Annotated in this window: 21 protein-coding genes and 1 pseudogene; 12 read left to right on the top strand and 10 right to left on the bottom strand. The window is 44.9% G+C overall.

The features are described 5' to 3' along the window. Positions 1–2 precede the first annotated feature (2 nt). The 3 genes from HPS53_RS01170 to HPS53_RS01180 are packed head-to-tail and all read right to left on the bottom strand — an operon-like array spanning position 3 to position 3,664. Positions 3–1,313 carry a glycosyltransferase gene (locus HPS53_RS01170; protein ID WP_172203971.1) on the bottom strand — a complete coding sequence of 437 codons (1,311 nt, stop codon included), beginning with the start codon at positions 1,311–1,313 and terminating at the stop codon, positions 3–5. A 10-nt stretch (positions 1,314–1,323) separates the two neighbouring features. After that, a complete protein-coding gene (locus HPS53_RS01175; RefSeq protein ID WP_172203973.1) occupies positions 1,324–2,436 on the bottom strand; it encodes a polysaccharide pyruvyl transferase family protein in 1,113 nt (370 codons plus the stop codon). Beyond that, positions 2,429–3,664: a Coenzyme F420 hydrogenase/dehydrogenase, beta subunit C-terminal domain gene (locus HPS53_RS01180; RefSeq protein ID WP_172203975.1), complete on the bottom strand. Its 1,236-nt coding sequence runs from the start codon at positions 3,662–3,664 to the stop codon at positions 2,429–2,431. Before HPS53_RS01180 ends, HPS53_RS01175 begins: the two co-directional genes overlap by 8 nt. A 1,075-nt stretch (positions 3,665–4,739) precedes the next feature. On the opposite strand from HPS53_RS01180, the gene HPS53_RS01185 reads away from it, so the two are divergent. From HPS53_RS01185 to HPS53_RS01205, 5 genes are all read left to right on the top strand, one after another. Further along, positions 4,740–5,036 carry a hypothetical protein gene (locus tag HPS53_RS01185; RefSeq protein WP_008669461.1) on the top strand — a complete coding sequence of 99 codons (297 nt, stop codon included), beginning with the start codon at positions 4,740–4,742 and terminating at the stop codon, positions 5,034–5,036. An 18-nt stretch (positions 5,037–5,054) separates the two neighbouring features. Continuing rightward, positions 5,055–5,231 (top strand): hypothetical protein, encoded by a 177-nt coding sequence (locus tag HPS53_RS01190; protein ID WP_008669460.1) that lies wholly within the window; start codon positions 5,055–5,057, stop codon positions 5,229–5,231. A gap of 11 nt (positions 5,232–5,242) precedes the next feature. Further along, complete coding sequence (locus HPS53_RS01195; protein WP_008669459.1) at positions 5,243–5,569, top strand: molybdenum ABC transporter ATP-binding protein; 327 nt, start codon at positions 5,243–5,245, stop codon at positions 5,567–5,569. A 16-nt stretch (positions 5,570–5,585) separates the two neighbouring features. Next, positions 5,586–5,843 (top strand): hypothetical protein, encoded by a 258-nt coding sequence (locus tag HPS53_RS01200; RefSeq protein WP_005680032.1) that lies wholly within the window; start codon positions 5,586–5,588, stop codon positions 5,841–5,843. Positions 5,844–6,524: 681 nt separating this feature from the next. Next, entirely contained in the window at positions 6,525–6,905 is a 381-nt protein-coding gene (locus tag HPS53_RS01205; RefSeq protein WP_005680031.1) for a single-stranded DNA-binding protein, read from the top strand. Between the two features lie 86 nt (positions 6,906–6,991). Here the strand turns inward: HPS53_RS01205 and HPS53_RS01210 are convergent, their stop codons facing one another. Both HPS53_RS01210 and HPS53_RS01215 read right to left on the bottom strand, forming a co-directional pair. Then, entirely contained in the window at positions 6,992–7,285 is a 294-nt protein-coding gene (locus HPS53_RS01210) for an HU family DNA-binding protein (protein WP_257205083.1), read from the bottom strand. A gap of 263 nt (positions 7,286–7,548) precedes the next feature. After that, positions 7,549–8,160: a recombinase family protein gene (locus HPS53_RS01215; RefSeq protein ID WP_008669457.1), complete on the bottom strand. Its 612-nt coding sequence runs from the start codon at positions 8,158–8,160 to the stop codon at positions 7,549–7,551. A gap of 239 nt (positions 8,161–8,399) precedes the next feature. On the opposite strand from HPS53_RS01215, the gene HPS53_RS01220 reads away from it, so the two are divergent. The 7 genes from HPS53_RS01220 to HPS53_RS01250 all read left to right on the top strand — a co-directional run bounded on the left by HPS53_RS01220 (position 8,400) and on the right by HPS53_RS01250 (position 14,868). Then, positions 8,400–9,449, top strand: coding sequence for a hypothetical protein (locus HPS53_RS01220; protein WP_032939452.1), 1,050 nt, complete (start codon positions 8,400–8,402; stop codon positions 9,447–9,449). 27 nt (positions 9,450–9,476) lie between these two features. Next, positions 9,477–9,923 carry a hypothetical protein gene (locus HPS53_RS01225; protein WP_008669455.1) on the top strand — a complete coding sequence of 149 codons (447 nt, stop codon included), beginning with the start codon at positions 9,477–9,479 and terminating at the stop codon, positions 9,921–9,923. Further along, the gene (locus HPS53_RS01230; RefSeq protein WP_008669454.1) at positions 9,920–10,321 is read left to right on the top strand and encodes a hypothetical protein; all 402 of its coding nucleotides are present in this window, start codon (positions 9,920–9,922) and stop codon (positions 10,319–10,321) included. Before HPS53_RS01225 ends, HPS53_RS01230 begins: the two co-directional genes overlap by 4 nt. Then, positions 10,312–10,902 carry a hypothetical protein gene (locus HPS53_RS01235; RefSeq protein WP_008669452.1) on the top strand — a complete coding sequence of 197 codons (591 nt, stop codon included), beginning with the start codon at positions 10,312–10,314 and terminating at the stop codon, positions 10,900–10,902. The genes HPS53_RS01230 and HPS53_RS01235 overlap by 10 nt, the downstream gene beginning before the upstream one ends. After that, positions 10,892–11,737 (top strand): hypothetical protein, encoded by an 846-nt coding sequence (locus HPS53_RS01240; RefSeq protein ID WP_016278628.1) that lies wholly within the window; start codon positions 10,892–10,894, stop codon positions 11,735–11,737. Before HPS53_RS01235 ends, HPS53_RS01240 begins: the two co-directional genes overlap by 11 nt. A gap of 218 nt (positions 11,738–11,955) precedes the next feature. After that, positions 11,956–13,413, top strand: a complete 1,458-nt coding sequence (gene mobV / locus HPS53_RS01245) for a MobV family relaxase (protein ID WP_016278627.1) — start codon at positions 11,956–11,958, stop codon at positions 13,411–13,413. Between the two features lie 54 nt (positions 13,414–13,467). Further along, positions 13,468–14,868, top strand: coding sequence for an OmpA family protein (locus HPS53_RS01250; RefSeq protein ID WP_016278626.1), 1,401 nt, complete (start codon positions 13,468–13,470; stop codon positions 14,866–14,868). Between the two features lie 100 nt (positions 14,869–14,968). Here HPS53_RS01250 and HPS53_RS01255 read toward each other — a convergent pair whose 3' ends face one another. From HPS53_RS01255 to HPS53_RS01270, 5 genes and pseudogenes are all read right to left on the bottom strand, one after another. Next, positions 14,969–15,565, bottom strand: a complete 597-nt coding sequence (locus HPS53_RS01255) for a DUF2284 domain-containing protein (protein WP_016278625.1) — start codon at positions 15,563–15,565, stop codon at positions 14,969–14,971. After that, a pseudogene (locus tag HPS53_RS12740) lies at positions 15,562–15,660 on the bottom strand (ABC transporter ATP-binding protein); the annotation flags it as partial. The pseudogene HPS53_RS12740 and the gene HPS53_RS01255, both read right to left, overlap by 4 nt. Before the next feature lie 116 nt (positions 15,661–15,776). Then, positions 15,777–16,514, bottom strand: a complete 738-nt coding sequence (locus HPS53_RS01260) for a DUF6064 family protein (RefSeq protein WP_016278624.1) — start codon at positions 16,512–16,514, stop codon at positions 15,777–15,779. A 3-nt stretch (positions 16,515–16,517) separates the two neighbouring features. Beyond that, positions 16,518–17,018: a threonine/serine exporter family protein gene (locus HPS53_RS01265; protein WP_008782454.1), complete on the bottom strand. Its 501-nt coding sequence runs from the start codon at positions 17,016–17,018 to the stop codon at positions 16,518–16,520. After that, positions 17,015–17,782, bottom strand: coding sequence for a threonine/serine exporter family protein (locus HPS53_RS01270; protein WP_016278623.1), 768 nt, complete (start codon positions 17,780–17,782; stop codon positions 17,015–17,017). The genes HPS53_RS01265 and HPS53_RS01270 overlap by 4 nt, the downstream gene beginning before the upstream one ends. Positions 17,783–17,794 lie beyond the last annotated feature (12 nt).

The following is a 17,794-nucleotide window of genomic DNA, read 5'->3' on the forward strand; positions in this document are numbered from 1 at the left end:
ACCTATCGTTTGAATATACTATAATAATGTCTAATCAACAAATCGTAAACCTGATGAAATTTACCGTTTATCTTCTGCAACAATAAATACCATTGTTCAATACATGGCAGATTATTGCTCCATCTGTGATTAATCTTATATTTCAACAAAGCATCTTTCACTTTTTTATGCTGATAATCAAATTCACTTATCACTTCAACAGATGGTTCATTTATATTCAGAATTAAGTGCTCCCAACGTTGAATATTGCTTTCTATTCCAAACCTTGAGGATACAAAATCATATAGTTCATTTATATCATCCCGGTCTGATGTCAGTCTGGAAGCCACATATTCTGCCAACATAGAAGTTCTTTCGTAAAGATACTTTTTGTTCTTAACCGTATCCAAGTACGCAGGATGTTCTATTGTTACAATATTACATCCCATCAATTGCATCTCTATAGATGTTATAGGTAAGCATTCTGAAAATCCTGTTGGATTTGGAACCGCAACTTTACATTTCCCCATGATTTCATATTTCTCAATACCCAAAAGACCTAAAAAATGAACAGATTCTAAGATATTACCATCTGTATCCAAAAGATTACGCATGAATAAGTCTTCGTATTTTTTCTCTGCTATGCCATACTTTCCTAATTTTGCTTTTTGATTATATAATCTTCCACTTCCAATAACATAAAGCTGTGCATCTGGAACAACCCGCAAAATATTTTTCCAAGCTTTTGCCAACACATGGAAGCCTTTTGTTTCAACAAGGCTTCCCATATATACGACATTATGATTGTTTCCACAATCAATTCGGGATGAATAATATTGCTTGTTTTTAAATGGGAATATATTATAAATATATGTTGACTTCAATGTAGTAATATGATCACGATAAAGTTCCAATTCCTCACGACCACAATTGACTATTTTCTTTATATAGTCAAGTTTCCAAAATAGTTTAAGACGTGAATATGGAACATTGTTATGTGCCCATATAATAATGTTCAACTTACCTGCAAATATGTCTAAAACATTTTTGTCAAAATGCTTAATGTCAACTACAACTTCATCAATACCATTGTGAACACAATAATCACAACACTCATAAAGGTTCTTAATCAAAACTGTATTCTTATGAGGAAAAATTGCTTCACAATTTGTTATAAGATATGGAATAATATTGTTTTTCCTATCCTGCAAAAGGAACGGAACAAGCATAAATTCATATTCAGAACCGCCAACTCCTGGATTTCCATCCAGGATAGAAGTATAATCTCTTCCTGATAAAGAAGAGTTATTAAGATAAAATGCTACTTTCTGCATATTTTTCAGTTTAAGATAAAGCAGAACGGAGATAATCTAAAGATAAACTTCTAAAAGTTTCCAACTTTTGCTCTACAGATATGTAATCTATTTTTTCTTTCAATTTATTGACTACGACATCTATATTATCTTCCTTATGAAATAAACGGTCGCTTAACCCAAGGTATTCCAATATAGACTTATATCTCTCAGAACCTCCCGCTACTCTATCATAAATTACAAATTGTTTCTTAAAAATAATCGAAAATAAAAGACCATGATATGAATCGGTAACAATATACTCTGAATTACGTATTTGATTTAGCCAGTCAATAACAGAAGGAAGTTTTGAGAATCGAGGTATACGATTAAAGTACCTTTTATATAATAACTCTATCGCTCTCTCTTCAACCAAAGGAAAAAGCGGTAAACCCAATCTTTGAGCTATTTGTTTACTTTTTTCAAAGAAACAAGTTGATTGATCAAGTATATAAGATGTTATTACTTGATCCTTTTTCATTGATTTATCAAGTTTAAACTTTTGGATATATTTTTCAGCTTTATGGAACAACGTAGGGTCACAAACCCATATTCCCTCTGTATGAAATTTCTCTTTTAATATATCAATACCAGACTTTTCTCGCACTGAAACCACTTTAAATTTACGTATTAGATTTTCAATCTCACGTCTTCTACTTTCTGGATGCTCACAAGTATTCTTTCCAAATGATACCGCATAAGCAACCCTTAGTATTTGAGGGTTATTTACATAAAATAAATAAGGTGACAGTTCAAAACCAGCATGGAAATAATCATCTCGCCACATTTGGTCACTACCCACAACAATAGCATAATACTTATCTATATCAAGTTCCTTAAAGTCATCATTATTGAATATCGGCTTTGTTTGAGGCTGTAACCATTTGTTTTCAAATTGAATAAGTTGCTCCAATCTTTTTTCTTCAATACCAGCCAACCATCTATTTATAAACTTATCATACATACTTGCTTTTATGGGACGACGATTTATGTATTCTATATCAAAACCGAGGTGTCGTAAGGTTTCTGCTACCGCAAAAGCTTGCAGCTTAGCACCATAATTAGGTGCATAATGCGGTGTTTGTAATCCTATAATCCTATTCATTGACAAAACCTAATTTATATTTGATTTTTAGTATTATTCTCTTTGTTAAACTAACATGAAGAGTTTTGTCTATCGCATCTATCAAAGTCATTGTTTTTACATTTTCATTGAATTTCTCGACTTTTTCTATGTCTTTTTTAGCTATATGCACCAAATTGGAATTACTCTCGACAACTTGCCCTAAAGTCAACTCACGTAGGACAAAATTCTGAATAACTTTATTGAAAACGCCCTTTCCTTTCTCTGAATTTAATGTAATCACACTCAATCCTTTTTGATCGTTCATGTCATCCATATTCAATTTGTGAACACCCCAAAAATCTCCAATGGTTATATCACTTTGAGAAGAGAAACATCTTGCTGGACAATGATAACATGACTCTCGTAAATACAAATCATTCAAAAATCCTCTCATATAAGGATTATTACTATATGTATCTGACAACAAAACGGAATTTTTGTCCGCCTTAAAGGCGGACTCTTTACTGACAACAAAACGGTATTTTTCCCATCCATCAGTTTTATCTCTAAACCTAATGTCCCCAATAGGGGACGTTGTGTTTAGAGATGAATTCAAAACGGTATTTTTCCCATCGGCCGCCTTTACGGCGGCATCATATCCAAATGTCTCTTTAAGATATTGTTGCCATATACCTGGACTGGGCACTCCGTGACAGATAAAATCCATTGTCAACAAATTGTCATAGTTCTTTCCTAAAAACTTATGTAATCCCTCAATTTGACAAGGAGTTCCGGAATATAGCACCAATTTATTAGATTTCAAAAAACTTTTGCATTGAATAAAAGTATTTATAGTGTCACTCTGAAGATACTTACTACCCAACATTGGCCTTACTCCCTCTGCTGTCATTGAATAAACATGCTTCACATTCCAACTTTCATCAAACACAGCTCCAAACACAATACCATCATGATTAAGAACATATTCTGCCAACACCATAAAAACTCCACCTGAAGAACTCTTTAAACGCGTATCTTCATTCTTATTGTATCCAGCAAAACATTCCAAAGGAACTCTTTGTGGTAAAGGTTTGATTACCGGACATACCTTCATACATTTACCACAACCGATACAAACATCTTCATTAACTTTAGGATACCAAAAACCGGCCTTTCTTTCATGTTGAATGCAATGCTTGGAACATATTTGTAAACAAGCATTACAACCCGTACACTCCTCAAATGGAACTATACTTATATTCTCCATTTCTTTTAAAAATCTTAATTATTCCAGTCTTCAGTTTGGTTATCTACTTCTAAATTTATGCGACAAGTACTTTATTTTCTGCAAGACGACATCTTTTTCATGTCGGTCAAGTCCAATATAAAAACTTGATAACACAGCACATAAGATAGTCATAATTACAATTAGTAGTTTTTTATCAATTTGGTCTGAAAGGTAAAAATGGAGAAAAAGGGGAATTGGCATTGCAACTATGGCTACTAAAAGACTTCTAAATACTACACATCTGGTAAATTTAGTTATATCTCAAAAGTCCACACTGTAATATTTTGTAAACCAATGATTTATATTCCGACATGTTTTTATTAAGGAACAAATTAGGAACAGAAACACAAATTATCGCATTTTCCTGTTTTTTTGTTTGCACTACCTTTCTTTCTCTTCACTTGTTCGTACTTTGAGCATTTTTCCAAACCTTTTTGCTCGATTTTCATTCTTTCGCGAAGAGTTATTGTTTCTGTATTCATTAGCGAAAAATCGCAGCCAAAAGAAAAAAGGAGCTAATCTTTTTTTCAAGGAACATTGTTTTTTGCAAAGGTAGCTATTTCCCTCGAAACACATATACAGGCAGCCCAATATATCTGCCTATATTTAGTTTACTTTAGTTTAGCATATATATAGGCTAATAGACTAAACTAAACCTTTCCCAAACGACCTCCCCATACTTTTATATTTGCAGTCAAAAGAGAAGATAGTCACACCGATATTTTCTCTTTTCGCTGCAATCCCCTTTTATTCCATAGTCCCATTTACAGATTACCCATTGCAGGTGTACTCCCACATTCTTGCATATCGACTTTCAGGCTGCCTGATGAGAATTGTGTCGCAAAGGTACTTGTCATGGCTTTCTTGTATTCAAGGTCACAGCCTGACGGTTCCCGACAAAATCTCCACGCTCCGCTTTGCAGAGGTCGTATTTGGTCGTGAAACCCTGCATAAAGAGCCATAACACCTTTTGAGGCGACATAATTTTCAATCAAGCCCGAAAGTAGCTGAAATGCTAAAAGAGGGAAAAATAAAAAACTTAAAACTTAGGATTATGGCAAATTACGCAACAAACCTTTTCTTCGCAACTACAGAGAATGAACAAGACCTTGATAAAATAGAGGTTTTCTTGAACGACAATTTTGGTGACTGTTATCTTGAACGTGCTGATGACGCTTTGGAGGGCGAGTTTTCTTCTCGTTGGGCTTATCCAGAGGAATTGATAGACGAATTGGTAGCATCTTTAGAGACTAAAGATAGTATCTATATTCGAGTTCTGACATATGAAATGGGATGCGAATATGTTAGCTTTCGGACATACTCACAAGGCAAATGGCATATCAGGTTATGACTGTAAAATGACATGACTATGTACGAATACGAAGAAGATAGCGAAATTATCGGTGCGCACTGCACCCTGCTTACCCCCTATAAAGGCTATACCGAGGGAACAGTTGTCGGCGACTTCGGCAATAAAATAGTGGTACGTCTGAACAGTGGCAAGGAGGTGGTCGAGTACCGTGATGAAGTGATTATTTACGATTAAATACAAGAGCGATGCAACAGGTAGCAATGAAATTCGTCCAATGGGACGTACCCGAATTAGAGAAGCTGAAAGACAGCAGGGTTTACCAATTACGGGAACAACTTGATAACGGAGACAAGTTGAGCCGTGAAGACAAGAACTGGATTACCCGAAACGTGAAAGAGTGCATCCATTTCAAAAGAGGTATCGCATTGATGGGCTACTTCTTTGATTTCTCCGATGTTCTCAAACGATATTTCGTAAAACAGCACGGACATATCGCCGAGTATTACGCCATTGACAAAACAGCGTTGCGCTCTGTCCTGTATGGTCGAATAGAAGACATAGTAGAAGTATAATTAAAATCAAAGAAACATGAAAGCAACGATTGAGCATAGCTTTTGTCCTTATTGTGACGAGGTAACAGAACTCTACTTCCGTATCATCAACACGATTCTTTTCTCCACCGATGAAGCGGAACTGCGTACCGGCATGGAACGCCTACAAGAAAAAACACGCCTTGATGATTATTTCGTCTTCGGCTATGGCAAGCATCATCTATGGGTTTGCCAAAGACGTCCCAGTAATCAAAAAAAGATTTTCGAGCATCGGGTAATCATGGCAGAATTTTGATGATACAGGCAGGAACGGGATAATCTTCCATTCCTGCCATGCCGCATTCCCTTTTTTACATTTATCTCTCTCTTTTGGCTGCGCCATATCCTTTTGTAAAAACCAGCCATTCGTGAAAAGCTGCCGTCCGCTTTTTCCGATAAGCCGGGTTCTTTCCTTTTTCCCTTTTGTCCCCTTTTCTTTCTGCCGGACGGGAACATGGCAGCACCCCGATACCCCGTTCCGCCTTTTGTCGCCACTTCGTTGATATTCCCTTCTGCGGTACCGCAACCTGTTGTCAGTTCAGTGTTCTGTTTGTAGCCACCTCAATTCAGTCCGACCGAATTACACGAAAATCCCTGCCGATTCTGCGGACTTACAGCCGAAACGCGCACCATTGTGCCGGTGGATGGATTGCACTTTCACTTCCCCTGCAACTACGGTTTCCCGCTCATTTTCAGAATAGTTTTCCGTCGAAGTCATCATCATTTTCCGATGCAAAGATAGTATGCAGACGGGAACGACTTTGGAAGTCTTGACCAATGGCACAGCCGTACAATCTTCCTTTATCGAGCCTTCCGGTTTTGCCTACGGACAAAAATAAAGAGTATTGATGCGTCCGGCCTTGGTGCATCCCCTTAACTGCACCTACTTTTTGAGGCAGCGTAAAATTGATTTAATAACTTCTAAAAACAATTCATTATGAAAAAGATTGAAAACAATTTCGTAGTAACCGGTTTCGTAGGAAAGGATGCAGAAATCCGTCAGTTCACCAACGCAAGTGTAGCACGTTTCCCTCTGGCAGTAAGCCGACTGGAGAATAATGGCGAGGAATCCAAACGCGTTTCCGCCTTTATGAATTTTGAGGCGTGGCGTAAAAACGAGAACACCGGGTCGTTCGACCAACTGACCAAGGGTACGATGCTGACCGTCGAGGGGTATTTCAAGCCCGAAGAATGGAGCGACCAAAGCGGCGTGAAACACAACCGTATCGTGATGGTCGCCGTCAAGTTCTATCCGCCCGTCGAGAAGGAGGAAACTCCTGAAAAGCCGGCCAAACCAGCGAAAAAAGGCAAGAAATAATCCTTGCCTTATCACGACAAAAGCGGCCTTCGGGTCGCTTTTGTTTTACTCATTACAGTGTTGTTGCACCATCTGTATTTTATACTCTACTTGTTCTCTTTTACCGCATTCAGAAATGCTTTGGCAGGTTTGAATGCAGGGATATTGTGAGCGGGAATTTTAATTGTCGTATTCTTCGAAATGTTCCGGGCCATCTTTTCAGCTCTCCGTTTGATGATAAAGCTGCCGAACCCACGCAAGAACACCTCGTTTCCCGCAACCATCGACTCTTTTACATTTTCCATGAATGATTCCACCACAGTCATCACAACCGTTTTCTCTATTCCGCTCTGCCGTGAGATCTGAGCGACAATTTCCGCTTTTGTCATATTGTTCTTGATTTTAATGAATACGGTGCAAAATTAACAAATATCCGCCTGTTATAACAATCCAAACTTATTTGTCATCCCGAAAGCTGCTTTTACTGAATCCGCCGAAGACGCCCCTCAAGAGCCTGCCCACTACCAAAAACACCAGCAATAAAATTATAATATCTCCCATAGGTCTTATTTTTTATAGTTATATTCAACTTAAAGATACGAAAAAATAATGAATTACGCAAGTAAACTACTGATTTTCAATATCCATATTTGATTTATAAGTTCTATTTCCGGATGCCCGGCACGCGTCCCGGTGTCCGGTTAAGCTGAACCTTGTATTTATTGAGAATGCTGTACACGGTGCTTTTACTCCGGACACCGCTCTCTTTCCAAATATCACGGATTGAATACCCATTGTTATACATATCCACGATTTTTTTGTCCCGTTCAGTTTTACTCATACTTTTTTTGGTAATCGGAATACTGATACTCTGCTGCAGGCGTATAATCTTATCCGACGACTTCCGCAAAACAGCCACTTCCTCCGGTAATGCCCCGAACATGGCCAATACTTCCGCCAGTGTCGTGTCCGGAAACAATTTGTTGCCGGTGTCAATTTTATCGTGAATGGAGATAATACGCACGACCTTGATGCGGCATAGCTCGATCAATGCCGATAGTTCCCGTAAACCACGCACGGCATTGCTGAATTTTGACACCACCAATTCGTCGCCTCTTTCAAGATTCGACATCAGTTGTTTCCATCTCGGTCTGAGCGTCTCGTGTCCGACCGATTCTTCAACCACTTGTACACACCCGTACTGGCGCATCCATTCCTTATCCGCATCAAACGCATCGTAGGAATTCGCCTCGAATATATAACCGACTTTTGCCATATCAATATACAATATTCATGATAACAAGTGCAAATATACAAGTTTTATTCGAGTATATGAATCATACTATATTAAAAAACGAAAATCGTACATTTTTTCATGTTTTTATCTTCACTTGTTTTCATTGGTAATCATATCATTAAGTACGATATTAAAAAATGCACAAAATACGGTTTTCTGGATACGAAGTATCAAAAATAATATATAGTTTTGCACTAAATAGTACGAAACAATATAGTATGAAAACATCAAAATCGAACTTAAAACAGCCGATAATCTTTGCCAAAATAATTGCCGTTTCGATTGCCATATTCCTATGCGCGTCATGCGACAACGGCAATGGCAAACGATTGGCGAAAGCCAAGAATGATCCTGCCGGAACATACAGGGAATACCTGTCCGACATACGCAGGCAGAAAAAACTCTCCATTAAAGAATTGACCGGACACCTCAAGCAATGGCAAACATTGAGGGATTCCGTATTCCTGTATCTCGAATGTGATACGCTTGGCCGACTTCATTCCACTGTAAGAGAAGAGTGTGAACAGGTACATGATTCCATCCGCATGGAATTTTCACGGATGGTGCTGTCTCAGACACGCACTTATAAGGATATACTGTGGGTAAAAGAACAAATCTCGCCGCATCTTGAAGACAAAGAGTTGCACCGTGCGGCTGAAACAATCCGGCCGTTCTTTGCCTCATTGGATAACCAGCCCGTCAGTCAGAGAAACCGACAACACATTCTTGCCACTTATCGAACTACCCTTGCTGAAACGATTGATTACGGTATTCATTGTATGGCAGACCTGACGACCTTTATCGAAAAGGAGGATGCTGTGTACCGGGCATTCCTTTCACGTCTGCCTGATTTCGACGGCGAGAATCTTTCCGACATCACGCATGACACGGAACGATGCTGCGCACAGGTATTCCTTGCCGCCGAACGGAACGACATCACCTATCGCAATGCCATGATTTATTTGGCCATGCGCACCAACCGCAGGCTGATTCAGAATGTCCGAACCTGTATCGACGACATCTGCAATAAAAAAGTCAAGACACCGGCACAGGCACAAGCTTACATCTGGATGCTTCTCCAGCCTTATTCGTCGTTGGACGGTTTCTGCCTGGCGTTGCTTTCAGCCGAAGAAAGAGAGCAACTCGATATGCTTGCCTCGCAGACACCCGACGCTTTCAGGGAGTTGGGCAGGATGCTGCACCCCGGAGACAACCGCTTGGACGAGCTGCCCGGAATGCTGATGGAAGCATTCATACACACGCTGTAAAATATAACAACAGAAAAATATATGAATATGTTACGACATTTTTATAATGACTTCATGGCATTCGTCCCCCTGCAACTTCCGCAGTTGCTCGATGTGACGACGATGGAAGAACCGCAGTTCTACGGCGACTATGTGCTGCTTACGTTTCCGTTGCGCACCCCTTACGAACTGGACGAAGTAATGGATATGTTTGAGGACGACATGGAGTTGATCACGCTTTACCACCATATCCCGATGCGGACGGAAAAATTCGGTCATAGCACTTGTGCATACTCCAATCCCGCTTTCGGACAGATGTTCAAGATGAACGCCAAGACGGATGCCGAGGGCAATGTAAACAGCATCCTTGTTACCATCTATGATTCTTTGGAGCAGATGTACGGGGACCTATGCCTCGATTTGGAACTTCACTCCAAAAGCGGGTTCCTGAAATACAAGAAAGACAAGTCCGACGTGCTGATGAATTTCATATGAGAGAAACTTTATACCGACAGATGGTCTATTGCATCAACACCTACCGGACGTGGATAGAGGTTGCCGATGACAATCTCTACAAGGAGCATATCATCTCAAGAACCGACCGCACCGACTACCTCGTTTCCCGTACATTGGTACTGCGTGCCTTCAAGACGAACGGCATACACGCCGAGGGTATGACATGGACTATTCCCGAACACGAACTGGACAAGGCTTTGGCCATCTACCGAAAGCAAGACAGTACATTCAAGCAGCGCATCAAGAAAGCGGCCATGTACTTTTCGCCCAAGGATGCCGAAACCCTTATCCGGCTGGCAACATACGGCATTATCCAATTGGAACTCATTGTGTGTCCCGCTCCCATACCCGAAAAGCCCTATTACTTATGTTACTGAATATCCTGCTACTCATTTTCTGCGTGATACCTTTCGGGGTATCCATGTCATTGTACAAGAACAACAAGCGGTTCATGGCAACCTTTTACATGGCAATGGCACGAAGCGGCAACGCCCGTAAACTATATGTGCAAGTATGGCTGATATGCCTGCTTCTTTTCCATTATGTATATGCCTGTGGACACATGGGCGAGTTTGGAATCCTACTCTCTACCGGTGTCTGTGCCGCGATGTTCTCGTTCCGACGGACGGACAACTGGTTACGCAGGTTGCTTGACCGCCCCCGTGCATTTGTCACACTCGCGTCGGTCGCACTGGTCATCGGCTTTGTGCCGCATCTGTACACCTTGGCAATAACCATTGCCTATCTTCTTCTGGCAGCCCTGTTCTATCCCTCCGTTCGGGTCATGTCCGAATGCAAGGATACGGGCACACTTTCCGGATGGGCAAAGCATCCCGGAATGTTGTCAGAATCCTATCACGACAATCATCACGCAAATCTGCCGCATGAAGCGTACAGCGGCAACACTGATATATCCGCACAATATGAATCATTAAAACCGAATGAAAATGAAAAATAACCAAAAGATACCTGTTTCCATATTGGCAGACAGGGAGGTATTCGAATATCTCAAGGAGAAAGGGGATGAACGCAAAACACGCACCGAAGCGTACTGTGACCTGTTGGACAAATCACTGGTAGGTTTCGTCTCCCCGTTTTTAAGAAAGAAGGACTACGTGCTGCAACCCAACCAGTGCCACCTGACCGTTTCCGACCTCGCATCGGAGTGGCATTGGCACAGGGCTACTGTCCGTTCTTTTTTGAGTGCAATGGAGGCATTCGGCTTGCTGACCCGCATCCAGCTTCCCAAAAGCGTGGTCATTACCATGACCGTACAATCCGGTCAGGCAGCACAGCCCCGCAATGCACAGGAGCAGCCGGACTTTACCGGACAGCTCCGTGAGGTATTGTCCGATTGGGTAATCGGCAAAACGACCGCTGCCGAAACCGGCACAGCGTGTGGACAACTCGTAAGTCAGGCGATGTCCGAAACTGCCGACCGTGACACCGGACTCTGTTCGGACACCCATTCCAACACGACCTCCGCACATTCCGGCACTTTGGTCACGGAACATCGTGAAACAGCCTTGTGCTGCATTGCCCACGCCGCCCTGCAAAAAATCCTGCACAAGTCGAGATTCGATGACAGTTCGCCGCTTGTGGATTTCTTCCGGTTTGACCTCGGTGAAGAATGGGCTGCTTTCATCGAGTCTGCCAAAGACCTCGCCGGGCTGATTCTCGACACCGAGGCATCAGTGACGGACTTCGACATGGACGAGGACAAAGAACGCTTCAAATCGCTTTGCAAACCCTTTTTATCGCTTCTGGCGAAGGCACAGGCGATGGTGGATTGAACCGGGAGTCGAAAACAGATTGTATAACGCGAACAATCCACCTCCATCCCTTAACGGTTATCCTGCCGGTTATAAGAGGCACACGGGCTTGCCCGTCTGCCACGAAACAAAGGGAAGGGGGAGCCTAATACCCCGACCGTCTATCGACCGTCGGAAGGCTGTCCGTTCAAGCAGCAAGCTGGGACAGGGCGGATTGTCCGAAACAACACGAAAAGAGTATGGCAGATCAAAAACAGGTACTTGATGTGAAGGTGTCGAAAGGCATCACCGCAGCCCAGAGCAACGAACATTTGCGCGATCGCAGTGAAAGGGCGGAAAAGTACGCTATGGATAAGGGGAATTACGACCCCACACGCAAACACCTGAACTTCGAGATTGCACCCGGAGGCAAGGTACGTCCCATCGACACGAGCCGCAACATTCCCGAACGGATGGCGGACATATTGAACAGGCGCGGGATTAAAGACCCCAACGAAGGACTGGCAGAACCGAAGTACCGCACGGTGGTGAACTTCATTTTCGGCGGTTCCCGTAAGCGGATGCACGAACTCGCGTTCGGCACGCAGAACGTGGATTTTGATGAAGGTGCGGACAATACCCGTATCAAAAGAATGAGCGATATTGAACGCTGGGCGAAAGACGTCTATTCATTCGTGAGTGGCAAATATGGCGAGCAGAACATCGCCGCATTCATCGTACACCTTGACGAATTGAACCCTCATGTGCATTGTACTTTGTTGCCAATCAAAGACGGCCGTTTTGCGTACAAGGAAATATTCGCCGGTAAGGACAAGTTTGAATACAGCGCAAGGATGAAACAGCTTCATACCGACTTTTTCACCGAAGTCAATACAAGGTGGGGAATGTCGAGAGGAACAAGCATATCCGAAACAGGCGCACGGCACAGGACTACCGAAGAATACCGCCGTATGCTATCGGAAGAATGTACGACCATCGAGGAAAATATCAGCCGTCATCAAAAAATTTTGGCTGACCTCCAATCGGACATCCGTCTGGCAGAGCGCAGGGTCAAGGGGCTTACGACAATGGTCGATAACCTTGAGAAGTCGAAAGCCGAAAAAGAGGTCCTGCTATCGGCAGCCGAACAGGATTTGAAAGCGAACAAGGGCGATGCGGAACAATTAGCCGCACAAGTGAAAAGTCTGGAAAAAGAACTGGCTGGAATCAACTGGCAACTGGCAGACAAGCAGGAGAAATTGCAGACGGCTGACCGGCAGCTTGCCGAGCTGAAAGAGAACATGTATGCCATTGAGGAACGTACCGGGGAACTCAAGGAGGAAGCCTACAAATACTCCCATGATGTACATTCCAAAGTGGACACGTTGCTCAAGGATGTCCTGCTGGAAAATGTGGTCGGCGAGTATAAGAACGTATCGGCACAGATGGACGTGGCGGAACGGCAACTGTTCGACGGCTCGCTCGTCCAGTCCATAGCGGAACAAGGTACGGACGTGATGCACTGCGCGACGATGCTGTTTCTCGGTATGGTCGATGATGCCACCACTTTTGCCGAAACTCGTGGCGGCGGAGGTGGCGGCAGCGACCTGAAATGGGGGCGCGACGAGGACGAGGACAACCGTGCATGGGCACTCCGCTGCATGAGGATGGCGAGCCGCATGATGCGTCCGGCCATTGGCAAGAAACCTAAACGGTAAGTGGCATACGCCTTACTACAAATCAAAAAGTATAACGAATAATATCATTGGAATATGACGAAACAAATCTTTTTTATATTGGCCGTGCTTTGCACGTTGCAGGCACAGGCAAGTGTACGACCCATACAGGTGGATACTGTACAACATACACCGTACTATGATGTCTCGGAGAAACTGCAACCGATACAGCCCGTCTATCTTGATGGAGTGGTACTTCCGGCATCCCGGACTGGCAACTGGTTTGTCAGCATTGCCGGGGGTACGTCCGCCTTTCTCGGCACACCTCTCGGCTGCGAAGACCTCTTCGGACGCTTGAAACCCTCGTACAGCTTCGCAGTCGGAAAATGGTTCACTCCGTCCGTCGGCGCACGTATCAATTACAGCGGTGTGCAGTTCAAAGATGGCACATTGTCCAATCAGGACTACCACCATATCCATGCGGATCTGCTGTGGAATGTCCTTGGCCGCAGATATGCCCGGCAAGAACAGGTACGCTGGAATCTTGCTCCCTTTGCCGGTGTCGGCCTGCTGCACAACGCCTCTAACGGGAATAATCCCTTTGCCGTTTCGTATGGCGTACAGGGAGAATATCGGATATCCAAACGAGTAAGTGCCATATTGGAACTCTCCGGCACGACCACCTTTCAGGACTTCGATGGTTACGGACGCCCGAACCGCCTCGGCGACCACATGGTATCGCTGACCGCCGGTTTCACGTTTCATCTCGGAAAGGTCGGTTGGAAACGCGCGGTTGATGCGACATCTTACATTCGTCAGAATGAGTGGCTCGTGGATTATGCCAATGTCTTGTCCGGAGAAAACAAGCGTTATAAAGACTGGTACGACCGCAACCGACGGACGCTCGCAGAATTGCAGAAAATTCTGGAAATAGAAGGCTTGCTTGACAAGTACGGTCATCTGGTTAATGACGATGAGACCGACCGCCGTCAAGGTTATCCCAGAAATAATTACAGCGGATTGAACTCACTTCGGGCAAGATTGAAAAACCGGCATTGGGATGGAATATCGCCACTTGATTCTGCAAGTATTGTATATGGCAACAACGGAGATGATTCCGAAAAACGGGGCATAATCGTCTCTGAAAGGACGGAACTCATACAAGCCGGAAATTGCATCGGGTCGCCTGTCTATTTCTTTTTCAATCTCAACACGGCGCACCTGACGGATGCTTCCCAAATGCTTAACCTTGATGAACTGGCTCGCGTGGCCAAGAAATACGGATTATCCGTGAAAGTAACTGGTGCGGCCGACAGTTCGACTGGAACTCCCGTGCTTAATGGTTCATTAAGCACATTGAGAGCGGATCATATCGTTGCAGAATTAGAAAAGCGTGGCATACCAATCGAACGCATCGTCAAGGTAAGCAGGGGGGGCATAGCCGACCATGTGCCGGTCGAAGCCAACAGGCATACGAAAGTAGAGCTGTTCTTTTAGTTCTTACATTCATTGTTATCAAGTCCCTCAATCCATAATTCGGATTGCAGGGACTTTCTGGTAAATAGCTGTCATGACATTATCAATGAGAGTAATAAGATTATAGGTTTACTGAATTCTGATTACGATTCGTATGACTGATAATATTTTTTGTCGAATTATGGAAAAATCCGCTTACGAGTACAAGATATTCCGGTAGAATTCCATTCTTTCCCCAGAGCAGTTCTATCCCGAAAAGTTCCGAGAGAGTACGTGCTATATCGAACCCGAATGCTTCAAGCGAGGGACGTACTTTGTCCGGATGCAGACAAGGACGGTTGCACTTGCGGGCACATTCCGCACCGTGACAATATAAACACTTGCCGACATAGGCGAATGCCCGACCTCCGAATCTGAGTTCCAGTTTCAACAGTTCTTTTTCTACCCTGATTCGTTCAGGCCTGATTAACTCTTGTGATTTGTCTATCGGGATGCCTTTTTCGATAGGAACAATTTTGGTAGCTATAAGATAGGCATACTTGTATTGGCGCAGAAATTCTCCGGTATCGAAATCGAACGGCGGACATCCCCAACTATTACCGTAGTTGGGGCATTGTTTGCAAAATTCGACAAAACGTTTTTCGTCTCGGAAGCGTGAAATGTATTCGTCCACGCTTATATTTGCCGTGAAATTCTCTGTTACATATCCTTTTTTCATTGCTTTACTTTAATGAAACCTGTTATGATATCGAACGTCACGCAATTATTTCGGAAGAGCCGTTCAATGCAGTCGCTCCGACGCATCTCCTCGGTCAACAGAACCGGTTGTCCGGGAAAAGGACTATAAAGGCTATATCGAGTGATGTGCCGGTTTATCGGCTCGAGTCCATTGCAACGGTAAAATATTTGTTTGAGCATGCGCATATAAATCAGATGATTCGAGTGAATAGGTCAAGCTGGTGCAATAACGTGAAAGTAAAGAAGATGCCGATGACCAGGCACAGCGTAATGAGCAACGCATCGAGCACATGGGCCGAGGGTTTCATCGGCCGGTCGGCGTTGCTTCGGACATACTCCCGAAAGAAGATGTAGAGTGCAGGTATGGTGCTGCACGCCAGCAGGTAGTCTTCGGGGATGCCGAAGAAGTAGACTTTCGACAGACCGATGAGTGCCCAGTGGCAGAGGAACATCGCCAGCACGATATTGACCCGCTCCGAGAAGGCGAGCATCAGTCCGATGGTGAAGACCGCCACCGAACAGGGCATGACGGGCGAGGTCATTATGGGGAATTCGTGGCCCAGCGCCAGCGAGCAGAGTGGATATATCAACGGCATGACAAGGAGCAGGATAGCGAATGCGTTGTGCTGGCCGGTGCGTTCGAGCGAGGCGTGCTTCACCAGCAGCTCATAGATCCATATTCCACCCATTATGGCCCAGAAAAGCGCCAGCATGCCGTGATATTCGCGCGGACGGCAATAGATCATGTAATAGACTCCGGCGATCCAGAAGTTGAGAAACGCCATGAAGAGTTTCATGGCGATCCGTACTGCGGGCGTCGGACGGAGGTAGAGTAGCACAAGCAGCATGGCCGCCACGAGCGTGAAACCGATCTGCGCAGGCCAGGTTGCGGCATTGTAGGCCGCGATCGTGTTCCAAAAGATTTCCATAACCTAACTATTTTTTCGTGTGCGTCGGGTCATCGAGAAAGCCCGGCGTTTGAAGATGAATATCGGCAGCGTGGCACCGGCGGCAAGCAGCGCAATGACACTCAGCGATACGGTGGCATTGAGAAAGAACTGTTGCATGTAGCGCATACCCTCGTCGGCCCGATCGAGCGACTGGAGGAACATGATGAGCGAGAAGACCGTCTTGTAGGCGTAGATGCCCGGCACCATCGGCAGCAGAGCCGGAATGTAGAGGCAGGTCATCGGGCAGCGGACGCCGCGGCCGAGCCACAGGCTGCCCATGCCGATTGCAAAGGCCGCGAAAAGCGATGCGGTGGCGATATCCAGTGCGGCACAGTGTATCAGCGTGAAACGCAAGGCGTGGCCTATGGCGGCAAGCAGGGCGATGCGTGGAAAGGCCCGCATCGGCGGGTCGGAGATGGCCCCGAATCCGATGGCGGCGACAGCGGCGAAGAGGCCGTCGAGCAGAATATCCGTCACGATCATAGCAGCGAATCTTTAACCATTAACAAAGTGGCCGACAAACCGACGGCGATGCAGACAATCTGCAGCAGAGCGTTAACCAGCCGGCTGCCCCCCATGAGGACGTGTCCTTCCATGATGTCGATGACCCCGTTGATGAGCGGCACGCCCGGCACGAGGAAGAGCGGACTTGTTGCCAGCGCTATCTCGGCCGTGCAGTCGAACCGCAAGGCTGCCGTGGCGCAGAGCGAGGCGACGAAAGCCGAGCAGGCGAAGACGAGGAAGTGATTGACAGCGTGGGCCTGCATGCGCTGTTTGACGGCGAAGCCCACGAGTGTCGCCGTGAAGACGATGCCCACGGCCGTCCAGTCGCCGCCGAAGAGCTTGCAGAATGAGGCGTTGGCCAGCCCGACGACCACGAGCGTGAAGATTGGGTCCATGCGCGGTTTGTCAACCAGCGTCCGGTAACGGCTGCGGATCTCGTCGAGCGAGAGGCCCTCGTCCAATGCGTCCCAGCTCAGGGCACTCAGATCGGAGTTACGCTCGAAACTGATGGGGAGCGACGGGATTGCCACAACACGGGTTGCGGACTCGCCGCTTACGGTGTCGAGCACCGTCAGTATCGTACTCTTTTGGAAACTCGATAACTGAACGTCCACACCCAGCGCCTCGCCGATCCGTTGCGCATTGCGTATTACCCGAGAGGTGTGCACACCCGAACCGAGTTGATAGGTCGCATATTCGGCGATGAAACCGAGTATATCGCAAAGTTCCTGCTGCGTTTTCATATGCGGATCATT

It is taken from the genome of Prevotella sp. PTAC (assembly GCF_013166535.1).
Lineage (GTDB): Bacteria > Bacteroidota > Bacteroidia > Bacteroidales > Bacteroidaceae > Prevotella.

Excerpts from the sequence above, each read along its gene's own strand:
- HPS53_RS01180 (WP_172203975.1), bottom strand. The coding sequence starts at position 3,664 with ATGGAGAATATAAGTATAGTTCCATTTGAGGAGTGTACGGGTTGTAAT.
- HPS53_RS01255 (WP_016278625.1), bottom strand. The coding sequence starts at position 15,565 with ATGAAAAAAGGATATGTAACAGAGAATTTCACGGCAAATATAAGCGTG.
- HPS53_RS01215 (WP_008669457.1), bottom strand. The coding sequence starts at position 8,160 with ATGGCAAAAGTCGGTTATATATTCGAGGCGAATTCCTACGATGCGTTT.
- HPS53_RS01200 (WP_005680032.1), top strand. The coding sequence starts at position 5,586 with ATGAAAGCAACGATTGAGCATAGCTTTTGTCCTTATTGTGACGAGGTA.
- HPS53_RS01235 (WP_008669452.1), top strand. The coding sequence starts at position 10,312 with ATGTTACTGAATATCCTGCTACTCATTTTCTGCGTGATACCTTTCGGG.
- HPS53_RS01220 (WP_032939452.1), top strand. The coding sequence starts at position 8,400 with ATGAAAACATCAAAATCGAACTTAAAACAGCCGATAATCTTTGCCAAA.
- HPS53_RS01240 (WP_016278628.1), top strand. The coding sequence starts at position 10,892 with ATGAAAAATAACCAAAAGATACCTGTTTCCATATTGGCAGACAGGGAG.
- HPS53_RS01260 (WP_016278624.1), bottom strand. The coding sequence starts at position 16,514 with ATGGAAATCTTTTGGAACACGATCGCGGCCTACAATGCCGCAACCTGG.
- HPS53_RS01265 (WP_008782454.1), bottom strand. The coding sequence starts at position 17,018 with ATGATCGTGACGGATATTCTGCTCGACGGCCTCTTCGCCGCTGTCGCC.
- mobV (WP_016278627.1), top strand. The coding sequence starts at position 11,956 with ATGGCAGATCAAAAACAGGTACTTGATGTGAAGGTGTCGAAAGGCATC.
- HPS53_RS01185 (WP_008669461.1), top strand. The coding sequence starts at position 4,740 with ATGGCAAATTACGCAACAAACCTTTTCTTCGCAACTACAGAGAATGAA.
- HPS53_RS01230 (WP_008669454.1), top strand. The coding sequence starts at position 9,920 with ATGAGAGAAACTTTATACCGACAGATGGTCTATTGCATCAACACCTAC.
- HPS53_RS01205 (WP_005680031.1), top strand. The coding sequence starts at position 6,525 with ATGAAAAAGATTGAAAACAATTTCGTAGTAACCGGTTTCGTAGGAAAG.
- HPS53_RS01170 (WP_172203971.1), bottom strand. The coding sequence starts at position 1,313 with ATGCAGAAAGTAGCATTTTATCTTAATAACTCTTCTTTATCAGGAAGA.
- HPS53_RS01270 (WP_016278623.1), bottom strand. The coding sequence starts at position 17,782 with ATGAAAACGCAGCAGGAACTTTGCGATATACTCGGTTTCATCGCCGAA.
- HPS53_RS01225 (WP_008669455.1), top strand. The coding sequence starts at position 9,477 with ATGTTACGACATTTTTATAATGACTTCATGGCATTCGTCCCCCTGCAA.
- HPS53_RS01195 (WP_008669459.1), top strand. The coding sequence starts at position 5,243 with ATGCAACAGGTAGCAATGAAATTCGTCCAATGGGACGTACCCGAATTA.
- HPS53_RS01175 (WP_172203973.1), bottom strand. The coding sequence starts at position 2,436 with ATGAATAGGATTATAGGATTACAAACACCGCATTATGCACCTAATTAT.
- HPS53_RS01250 (WP_016278626.1), top strand. The coding sequence starts at position 13,468 with ATGACGAAACAAATCTTTTTTATATTGGCCGTGCTTTGCACGTTGCAG.
- HPS53_RS01190 (WP_008669460.1), top strand. The coding sequence starts at position 5,055 with ATGTACGAATACGAAGAAGATAGCGAAATTATCGGTGCGCACTGCACC.